An 8,497-nucleotide genomic window follows, 5' to 3' on the forward strand; every position below is an offset into this window, starting at 1 on the left:
GTCCATTTGAAGTTTTCTTCGGGACAAAGTTGCGCTTGATTTGACAATTCGTCAGATAAAAAAACACTCAGTCGACTGTTAGAGTCGATTGAGTGTTTTTTAGTTTCTATGATCAAATAGATGAGTGATTGAATCATAGTATCTTAAATATAATAATTCACAACATTCCCACCAGGTGCCAGCCAGTAAAGCACTTCCAATTGCATCACTAGGAAAATGTCCTCTTAAATATACTCTTGAGATGGCAACAATGATAAGCCAGGTTATTAGTAATACTGTAATAGTTTTTCTAGTAGCTATATTTTTGATAGTCGGTAGAATCAGAAAAATCAATGTCAGAATAACTAGGGTAGTTCCGAAGACATGTCCACTTGGAAAACTGTATCCAGAAGCAGGAATGATTTTTCCTAAAGGTCTTTGACGTCTGACAGTCATTTTTACAAGGAAAGCAATAATATTCCCACTAATCAGAACAAAGCCAATCCACAAACTAGAATCCTTTTTACCCCTTTTGAAAAGAATAAACATAATTAATAATAGATAAATAATGTCCATCATAGGGCTACCTAAAAATGTGATTGTAGAAAATACTTTAGTATTAATAGGCGAGACCATACTACCTAGAATATTTTGAATAGAGTGATCAAATTCTAAAATGAATGAATTATTGCTAACAATCATGATCTCTAGTAAAAAGAAGATAATTATATAGACTAAAGAAAGCCATTTTCTGTGATTATTTGATTTAAATATCAAAATAAAACTCCTTTGGATCAAAAAGATAAATATACGCACCCGTAATTGCTTTAAGCTTTGATTGTAATATTATTTTCATAATATTTACAGTAAATTCCATACTTTTTTAAAAGATATTTAATTATACAAAATAATACACTATCTAAAGCCATTAATGATATAATCTAATCTACAAAAGGAGGCTTAAAATGCTCACATTAATGGCAGCCAGCACGACTAGTAGCTCGGCACCGATATTGATTGCTATTGGGGTGGCAATTCTTGTAATTATTTGGTTATTTATCAAGACGGGAATTGCATTGTTACATCATCCAATAATTGGTATTATCCTAATTCTGTTAGGGGTATTGGGATTGTGGAATTATCTTATTATTGGTATTGGGGTAATTGTTGGTGGAATAGTTTTCCTAGTTATATCACAATTTTTCAATAATTAATGAAATTACAAAGCAGGGTGCTTACCCTGCTTTTTTTATGGATTAAAAGTTTTTATATAAATTAAAAATGTATCGAGATTAATTATTTGATTTTTTTACTAAAGTATTCGATGATAGCGTTTGCAGGCAACTTATATAGTTATGCATAAATGTTAGTTGAGGTTTTCGAAAGGAAAGTGTAAATATGACAAAAATGATAGCTGGACAAGCTTTAGTAAAAGTTCTTGAGGATTGGGGTGTTGACCACATTTATGGAGTACCTGGTGGTTCAATCAATCATACAGTTGAGGGGCTTTATTTAGAAAAAGATAAAGTTAAATATATTCAAGTACGTCATGAAGAAGTAGGTGCCATTGCTGCTTCAGCTGATGCTAAGTTTACTGGTAAGATTGGTGTCGCTTTTGGTTCTGCCGGCCCTGGTGCTACACATTTATTCAATGGATTGTATGATGCCAAGATGGATCACGTTCCTGTTTTGGCTTTAGTAGGTCAAGTACCACAAGAAAATATGAATACTAATTACTTCCAAGAAATGGATGAGGGACCAATGTTTAGTGATGTGGCAGTTTATAATCGTACCGTTACAACAGCTGAACAAATCCCTTATGTAATTAATCAAGCTATTCGTGAAGCATATCGTCAAAATGGTGTAGCAGTTGTTATTTTGCCAGAAGATTTAACAACTAAAGAAATTGATTATACACCTGCTAAAACTCCAAAGATTGTAAAGAATACTTATTCTCAAACAATCAATCCAGACGATGTTCAAAATACTTTGAAGATGTTAAAAGAAGCTAAACATCCACTTGTATATGCTGGACGTGGTTTATTGGGAGCAAGAGATGTTTTGACTAAGTTTTCAGAACAATTTAATATTCCAGTCATGAATACAGTTCCAGCATCTGGTGTTATCAGCACTGATCATCCTAATTTCATTGGTACATTTGGGCGTTTAGGAAGCAAGTCAGGATTTGAAGCGTTACAGCATACTGATTTAATTTTATTCATTGGATCGGAATTTCCATTTGCTAGATTCTGGCCAGAAAATGTCAAGATTATCGATGTAAACAATAATCCTTACGATATTGGTAAAACAGTTGATGTTGATTATGCAGTTATAGCCGATGCGAAGAGTTATTTGCAAGCTTTGATCGACACTAAAGAAACTTTACCAGCTGGTGTTTGGTTGAAAGCTAACCAAGAAAATAAAGCTAACTGGGACAAATGGTTAGATAAACTTGCTAAAGATGACAGTGAAGGATTGAATCCAGAAACAGTTACAAGTAAGATTGCCGAAATGGCGGGTCCTAATGATACATATGGTGTTGATACTGGTAATGTAACCGAATTTGGTGTTCGTGGATTACCAATGAATCACAATCAACGTTTTGCCTTGTCAGGCTTGTTTGCAACAATGGGCTTTGGATTACCAGCCGGATTAGCTGGTGCTTTGAGTGTTCCTGAAGGTCAAGCTTGGACGCTTTCAGGTGATGGTGGTTTCTCAATGGTAGCGCCTGATTTAATTACCGAAGCTAGATATGGATTGCCAGTTGTTAATGTCATTCTTTCAAATGAAAGATTAGGCTTTATCTACTATGAACAAGTTGCATCAAAACAACACTTGTACGGAGTTGATTTGACAGGTGCTGACTGGGCTAAAGTGGCCGAAGGCCTTGGCGGAATTGGATTTACTGTTAAATCAATTAAGGATGTTAATGAAACATTCGATAAGATTAAAGAGCTACAGGCTTCTGGAAACAAGAAACCAATCGTCGTTAATGCAGTGATTAAACAAGATGATCCAATAGCAACGGCCTTTATGCCTTTGGATCCTAAATTGTATGGTCAAGATGCAGTTGATGCCTATGCAAAGAAGTATCATATCGATGTTAAGGAACAACCTTCACTCGGAGAAATTTTGAGAGCTCAAGGAGACAATCAGTAATGTTAAAAATAGATTATTTAGATGGCAAGGTGGAGAAGACAAAGGAGTATAAAAATGGTGATCAGTTCGTAGCCATTCAGCAATTGGAAGTACCTGACTTTGAAGATTATGTCAAAATTATTCAGGCAACCGAAGATAATCGAAAATTACCTTTGAAAGATTCTACAATGTACGGTCTATATAATTATTTGATAAACAAGTAAAATAAAAGACGGGATAAAATTTATCTCGTCTTTTTATTTTTATTAAAATGAGGGAATTGTATGTCAGTTGATAATTTAAGGGATTTAAAAAAATTAGTTCAATCTAAGGGAGATGGGTTTGAAGTTACAGGCTCAGCCTTTGAATTCTGTGATCAAGTACATCAGGCGCAGGTATTTGGCAGCGGTTCTGATTGGTCGATAGCAGCAACCAACGGTTGGATGGCACTAGTTACTGGATTTAATCATAAGATACACCGCCTATTTATGAGTCAGGATAAAAAAGAACGTGAAGATCTTCAACATTTGATTTCTACACAGTATGTTATAAAAAAAACTGAACAGGCTGAAAAATATCAGTTAATTCTAAAAAAATAAAAAACGACCATTTTATAGAATGATCGTTTTTTTTTAACCAAAATTACCGGAAACATAATCTTCGGTTGCCTGCATTTGAGGGTTAGTAAAAATATTGACGGTTGAGTTATATTCAATTACATGTCCTAAATGTAAGAAAGCAGTGTAATCACTAATACGTGATGCTTGTTGGAGATTATGAGTAACGATAATAATGGAATAGTCTTTACTTAAATTTTTTAAAGTTTCTTCAATCTTAGAAGTTGAAATGGGATCTAGTGCACTGGCTGGTTCATCTAGAAGTAAGATGTCTGGATGCATGGCAATTGATCTAGCAATGCAGAGACGCTGTTGTTGACCACCTGAAAGAGCTAGGGCACTTTTATCGAGATCATCTTTAACTTCATCCCAAAGGGCGGCTCCCTTCAAACTTTGCTCCAAACGCTCCTCTAAATCTTGTTTTTTCTTCATTCCAGCATTCTTTAGAGCAAAAGTAATGTTTTCACTAATTGACTTGGCAAAAGGATTAGGTCTTTGAAAAACCATTCCAATATGTTTACGTACTTCATAAACATTAGTTGACGGTGAATTTATATTGACTCCACGATAAGAGATTTCTCCATCAACCGTAGCAATTTTGTCATTCATGCGATTTAAACAACGTAGAAAAGTTGATTTTCCTGAACCAGAAGCTCCGATCAAAGCTGTGATTTTGTATCTTGGAAAATTTAGATTTGCGTCAAAGATTGCTTGACTCTTACCATAATAGACTTGAACGTTCTGCGTAGAGAGGGCCAGTTTTTCCTTAATATCTGTTATATAAGATTCGTTTAAGTTATATTCATTCATATTTGGTACCTCATTTCGTGGCAGTAATTTTTTTGTACAATTTATTACCCAAGAAACGAGCCCCTAGGTTAAAAAGAAGAATAACGATGATCAGTACGGCAGATGAAGCACTAGAAATTAAATTTGCATCTGGCGTGACGCTTTCGGTGTTAACTTTCCAAATATGGACAGCTAAGGTTTCAGCGGGACGCATTGGGTTTAAAAAACTATTAGTGGAGAAAATATTCCAATTACTGTAATCGACAGTCGGAGCACTTTGACCAGCAGTATAAATTAAAGCAGCGGCTTCACCGAAAATTCTACCGGCACTCAAAATCAATCCAGTAAGGATTCCAGGTAATGCGGCAGGCAAAATGATTTTAGTAGTAGTTTTCCAATTAGATAAACCTAGTGACATACCGGCCTCTCTTTGTAAATTAGGAACATTATGTAGCGATTCTTCAATATTTCTAGTCAATAAAGGTAGATTAAAGAAGGTTAACGCAATGGCACCAGATAGGATGGAGAATCCTAGCTTTAATTTGATAACGAATAGTAAATATCCAAACAAACTAACAACAACTGAAGGCAGTGAACTTAAAACTTCGACACTAGTTCTGATTAAATCGGTAAACCAATTGTCAGAGGCATATTCAGATAAGTAAATACCGGCGCCTAAACCAATAGGTAAAGAAACAATAATTGTTAATACTAATAGATAGAGGGAATTGAATAACTGATCGCGAATACCACCACCAGCACTAAAAGATTGAGCAGACGAAGTTAAGAAGTGCCAAGAGATGTCGGGAACACCATTAAAAAGAATATATCCTAGAATGGCAATCAACAATAAAATTACGGCAGCAACGATGGTGTAAATAATAAAACTGGCGATACGGTCGATTTTTTTAGCATTCATTTAGAAACGACCTCTCTTTCCAATGAATTTGACAATCAAATTAAGAATCAACGACATTAATAGAAGAATCAAAGCTAATGACCACAAAGCATTGTTGGGAAGAGTTCCCATAACAGTATTGCCAATATCAGTGGTCAATTTACTTGTCAGGGTAGAAGCAGGTGAAATTAAATTTTTGGGCATTAAAGCCGCATTACCAATAACCATTTGAACGGCTAAAGCTTCACCAAAAGCACGAGCTATTCCAAAGATGATAGCTGTCAATAATCCAGGAATAGCAGCACGTAGTACTACTTTGTAAATGGTTTGCCATCTAGTAGCTCCTAAGGCCAAAGAGGCTTGACGATAATACATAGGAACCGACTTGAGACTATCTACGGATAAGGAAGTAATCGTTGGCAGAATCATTACGAATAAAACCAATGTACCTGAGAAAATACCAAATCCAGTTCCTCCAAAAATTCTTCTAATAAAAGGAACAATGACAGATAGACCGATGAAACCATAAACAACTGAAGGAATACCGACCAATAATTCAATGACGGGTTGTAAAATTTTACTACCGTTCTTACTAGAAAATTCTGACATAAAGATTGCTACACCAATGGCGAAAGGGGTAGCAATTAGGGCGGCCAAAAGTGTCACGCTGAATGAGGTAACAATCATTGGTAAAGCACCAATATCAGGTCGTCCTTTGTTATCCAAAGCACCAGGATTCCAATTGGTCTTTGTTAAAAAATCAAAAACATTAACCTTATCCTTGGTAAAGGTGGCTAAACCCTTAGAAGCAATAAAATAGAGGATACATGTAACTAGTAAAATGATTAAACCGATGCATAGATAACAAATTCCCTTGCCAAAGTAGTCTTGAAAAGTGGCTTTGGATTTCGTTTGTAGTTTCTTTTGAATTTTATCCATAAGGGAATCACTCCTGTATATACAAAAAGAACCCCGACCAAGGTTTACAAGGTTGAAGTCCCTCTGATTATTTATTTAGAACTAACTGTTCCTTTTGAATCTTTTTGAACTTTCATGTTATGAATACTGATATATCCCATATCTTTAACTAATGATTTTTGAACGTCATCTGAATTCATGTAATTTATGAATTTAGCAATGGCACCTTTAGCAGCTCCGTTTGTATACATGTGTTCGTATGACCAGATCTTCCATTTGTTTGTTTCAACGTTGGCATCTGTTGGCTTAACATTGTCGATTGAAACAGCTTGGATCTTATCATTAATATATGAGAATGCTAGGTAACTTACAGCACCTGGTGTACTTTCAACAATCTTTTGAACAGTACCATTTGAGTCTTGTTCTTGAGATTTAACAGCTTCAGCACCCTTTAAAACAGCTGCTTCGAATGTTGCACGAGTACCACTACCTTTAGCACGATTGACAACGGTGATCTTTTCATCTTTACCACCGACTTCTTTCCAGTTGGTGATCTTACCAGTAAAGATCTTTTTAACTTGGTCCATTGTAAGGTTCTTAACGTTAGCATCTTTGTTAACAACTGGAGCCATACCTACAACTGCAACCTTATGATCAGTAAGTTTCTTAGAATCGATACCTTGTTTTTCTTCAGCAAAAATATCAGAGTTACCAATTTCTACTGATTTGTCTTGCACTTGACTTAATCCAGTACCAGAACCTCCACCTTGAACAGTGATGTTGATTTTACTATTCTTCTTTTGGAAATTTGTTGCTGCTTTTTCAACAAGTGGTTGTAGAGCAGTTGAACCGACAGCGGTAACCTTACCTGAAGTCTCATTGCTGCTGTTGCCTTTTGATGCAGCTGAGGAATCTTTACTGCCACTATTTCCACAGCCAGTTAGGATTAGCATTAAAGCTGCAACTCCTAATACTAATGAAATGATAGTTTTCTTTTTCATTCTTAAAACCCCTATTCAAAGTCGTATTGGTAAATTTCTTTATCGAACAATATAAATATAAGGCGACTGTGTATATATAATGTTTATTTAATGTAAAGTTTATGTAAAGTTGTTAAAAAAATATACATTTAGCCAGTAGACTATCTTTTGCAAGGGATTCAAGAGTTTCACTTAATATAACAATAATTGTAAATACATATATTCAAATACAATGGATGAATTGGACTTTGTAAATGACCTACCTAATTTCCATTGTTATAATCAAAATGTTAAGTGGCTGTTGTTAGTTTTGTTAAGAAAATTTACCTTTTCTAAACTTTTTAATATTGTAAAGTTTCAGCCCTTGCAATATTAAATGACCGGAAGGAAGTAGAGATAGGATGCAACCGCTAGTATTGTTGAGTAATAAGCTATCACTTTTTATCGAGATCAATGGTTATTTTAATAATCAGGGATGGTTTATCAGGAATGTAACTGATCCAAATGAAGTTGAAAAATTAGTTGAAAATGAAGATGTCGCTGGATTGCTTTGGGATTCATCGATCACTAGCATGAGTCAATCTTTGAAGATACTAAAATCGCTACGCAGCAAAATTTCAGGACCAATAATAGTTTTAGCACCAGCCAAAGATAAGAAAAGACGGTCACTTTTTTACAATATTAATATAGATAGCTTTATTACAAGACCATTTGAATATCCTGAATTGGTGGCCAAGGTAAAGCAATTATTTTGGGTTTATGATCGCTTTTCTATTACCAATGATTTGAAGAAAAGTAAAAAGCAGGAATATCGAACTGAGACAGTTAAGTACAACGATATTGTGATTGATTTTAAGCATTATCGGGTCACACATCGAGGTTATGATATTGGTCTAACGCCAAAGGAATTCAGTTTGTTTTGGTATCTAGTTCAGCATCGCGGAAAGGTTTTGAGTAGAGACCAATTATTAGAAGGAGTCTGGGGTTATGATTCAGCTGGCTCTAGTCGAACAGTTGATATTCACATCAGTCATTTAAGAGATAAATTAGCAGAAAAATCTGAAACCAAGAATTGTATAAAAACAGTGCGTGGCTTTGGATATGTATTGGATAATCAATATCCATTCGAAAATTTCAATAACAAGTTAGCCACTTGGACAAAATAAATTGAATCCAAG

At 34.9% G+C, this 8,497-nt stretch carries 10 protein-coding genes; 5 read left to right on the plus strand and 5 right to left on the minus strand.

What is annotated here, in order from left to right; translation table 11 throughout:
• Positions 1–99: 99 nt before the first annotated feature.
• Complete coding sequence (locus FD33_RS07430; protein ID WP_025086061.1) at positions 100–756, minus strand: phosphatase PAP2 family protein; 657 nt, start codon at positions 754–756, stop codon at positions 100–102.
• Positions 757–944: 188 nt separating this feature from the next.
• Between FD33_RS07430 and FD33_RS07435 the strand changes: the two genes are divergently transcribed.
• From FD33_RS07435 to FD33_RS07450, 4 genes are all read left to right on the plus strand, one after another.
• Positions 945–1,193, plus strand: coding sequence for a hypothetical protein (locus FD33_RS07435; protein WP_025086062.1), 249 nt, complete (start codon positions 945–947; stop codon positions 1,191–1,193).
• Positions 1,194–1,377: 184 nt separating this feature from the next.
• Positions 1,378–3,138, plus strand: coding sequence for a pyruvate oxidase (gene spxB / locus FD33_RS07440; RefSeq protein ID WP_025086063.1), 1,761 nt, complete (start codon positions 1,378–1,380; stop codon positions 3,136–3,138).
• Positions 3,138–3,341 carry a hypothetical protein gene (locus FD33_RS07445; RefSeq protein ID WP_025086064.1) on the plus strand — a complete coding sequence of 68 codons (204 nt, stop codon included), beginning with the start codon at positions 3,138–3,140 and terminating at the stop codon, positions 3,339–3,341. Before spxB ends, FD33_RS07445 begins: the two co-directional genes overlap by 1 nt.
• A gap of 60 nt (positions 3,342–3,401) precedes the next feature.
• Positions 3,402–3,716 (plus strand): hypothetical protein, encoded by a 315-nt coding sequence (locus FD33_RS07450; protein WP_025086065.1) that lies wholly within the window; start codon positions 3,402–3,404, stop codon positions 3,714–3,716.
• Between the two features lie 33 nt (positions 3,717–3,749).
• Here FD33_RS07450 and pstB read toward each other — a convergent pair whose 3' ends face one another.
• The 4 genes from pstB to FD33_RS07470 all read right to left on the minus strand — a co-directional run bounded on the left by pstB (position 3,750) and on the right by FD33_RS07470 (position 7,340).
• Positions 3,750–4,544 (minus strand): phosphate ABC transporter ATP-binding protein PstB, encoded by a 795-nt coding sequence (gene pstB / locus FD33_RS07455; protein WP_025086066.1) that lies wholly within the window; start codon positions 4,542–4,544, stop codon positions 3,750–3,752.
• Positions 4,545–4,554: 10 nt separating this feature from the next.
• Positions 4,555–5,442, minus strand: a complete 888-nt coding sequence (pstA, locus tag FD33_RS07460) for a phosphate ABC transporter permease PstA (protein ID WP_025086067.1) — start codon at positions 5,440–5,442, stop codon at positions 4,555–4,557.
• The gene (pstC, locus tag FD33_RS07465; RefSeq protein ID WP_034544390.1) at positions 5,443–6,360 is read right to left on the minus strand and encodes a phosphate ABC transporter permease subunit PstC; all 918 of its coding nucleotides are present in this window, start codon (positions 6,358–6,360) and stop codon (positions 5,443–5,445) included. It lies immediately after the preceding gene.
• Between the two features lie 71 nt (positions 6,361–6,431).
• Positions 6,432–7,340 (minus strand): phosphate ABC transporter substrate-binding protein PstS family protein, encoded by a 909-nt coding sequence (locus FD33_RS07470; protein ID WP_025086069.1) that lies wholly within the window; start codon positions 7,338–7,340, stop codon positions 6,432–6,434.
• Positions 7,341–7,720: 380 nt separating this feature from the next.
• On the opposite strand from FD33_RS07470, the gene FD33_RS07475 reads away from it, so the two are divergent.
• The gene (locus FD33_RS07475; protein ID WP_056955877.1) at positions 7,721–8,485 is read left to right on the plus strand and encodes a response regulator transcription factor; all 765 of its coding nucleotides are present in this window, start codon (positions 7,721–7,723) and stop codon (positions 8,483–8,485) included.
• The last annotated feature ends 12 nt before the right edge of the window (positions 8,486–8,497 follow it).

Source organism: Companilactobacillus paralimentarius DSM 13238 = JCM 10415 (assembly GCF_001434985.1).
Taxonomy (GTDB): domain Bacteria; phylum Bacillota; class Bacilli; order Lactobacillales; family Lactobacillaceae; genus Companilactobacillus; species Companilactobacillus paralimentarius.

Coding starts and splice junctions, on each gene's coding strand:
- pstC (WP_034544390.1), bottom strand. CDS start 6,360: ATGGATAAAATTCAAAAGAAACTACAAACGAAATCCAAAGCCACTTTT.
- spxB (WP_025086063.1), top strand. CDS start 1,378: ATGACAAAAATGATAGCTGGACAAGCTTTAGTAAAAGTTCTTGAGGAT.
- FD33_RS07475 (WP_056955877.1), top strand. CDS start 7,721: ATGCAACCGCTAGTATTGTTGAGTAATAAGCTATCACTTTTTATCGAG.
- pstB (WP_025086066.1), bottom strand. CDS start 4,544: ATGAATGAATATAACTTAAACGAATCTTATATAACAGATATTAAGGAA.
- FD33_RS07445 (WP_025086064.1), top strand. CDS start 3,138: ATGTTAAAAATAGATTATTTAGATGGCAAGGTGGAGAAGACAAAGGAG.
- FD33_RS07450 (WP_025086065.1), top strand. CDS start 3,402: ATGTCAGTTGATAATTTAAGGGATTTAAAAAAATTAGTTCAATCTAAG.
- FD33_RS07470 (WP_025086069.1), bottom strand. CDS start 7,340: ATGAAAAAGAAAACTATCATTTCATTAGTATTAGGAGTTGCAGCTTTA.
- FD33_RS07435 (WP_025086062.1), top strand. CDS start 945: ATGCTCACATTAATGGCAGCCAGCACGACTAGTAGCTCGGCACCGATA.
- pstA (WP_025086067.1), bottom strand. CDS start 5,442: ATGAATGCTAAAAAAATCGACCGTATCGCCAGTTTTATTATTTACACC.